Annotated in this window: 1 protein-coding gene; it reads right to left on the minus strand. The window is 61.5% G+C overall.

What is annotated here, in order from left to right; translation table 11 throughout:
* On the minus strand, positions 1–743 hold a 743-nt coding region (locus tag J5224_RS32450; protein ID WP_264629050.1), incomplete at both ends, for a cellulose biosynthesis cyclic di-GMP-binding regulatory protein BcsB.

The following is a 743-nucleotide window of genomic DNA, read 5'->3' on the forward strand; positions in this document are numbered from 1 at the left end:
ACTGAGCACTTTCAGGCCCCGCCACAGCAGCCAGGCGAAAATGATCGTGACCAGGGTGGACATGCCAGCCAGCCAGAGCGGATGCAGCGCCAGTGCGTGCCAGACGCGTTCCCACCACGGAAGGTGGCCCACGTAGTACATATCCCCTACGCGCAAGCTGCTGACGCCCGAATCGCGGATGACGGCCGCCGAGCCGAAAACCGTGGCGCGTTTGGTACTGTCGATCAGGGCATTGTTGAGCAGCGTGTAGCCCTGCGGGCTGTCTGCCAGTAACGCGACGAGGCTGCGCTGGGCAAAATAGGGGGACTGCGTGCCGATAATCGTGGCCATGGCGGTTTCGGCGCGAATGTCGGTTCTGCTGTCCGGTCTGCCGTCGGTTTTGGGTGAGCCTTCATCCGGCAGCGTGGTTTGGCGTACCGGCATCTTGACCCAACTCTTGGTGGTTTCAGTCAGCAACCCGACCTTGGCTTCGTCGCGCAGCGATTCTGGCAGTGAGCCGATCAACAGAATATCTTTGTCCACCTGGCTGAGCTGCGCCGGGTCGTCGGTCAGTTGCAGCGCCAACGCCGGATAGCCGGTTTGCGCACCGATATTACCGATGGCATTCAGCAGCGCGCTGACCTGTTCCGCAGGGGGCGCTTTATCAATCAGCGTCACGGTTTGCGACAAGTCGGCCAACCGGCTGAAGGGGAAACCGGCATTGGCGAAGGCGCGCAGATCCGGCATCGCGATAAAATGGCGAT

This window comes from Candidatus Symbiopectobacterium sp. NZEC135 (genome assembly GCF_025962695.1).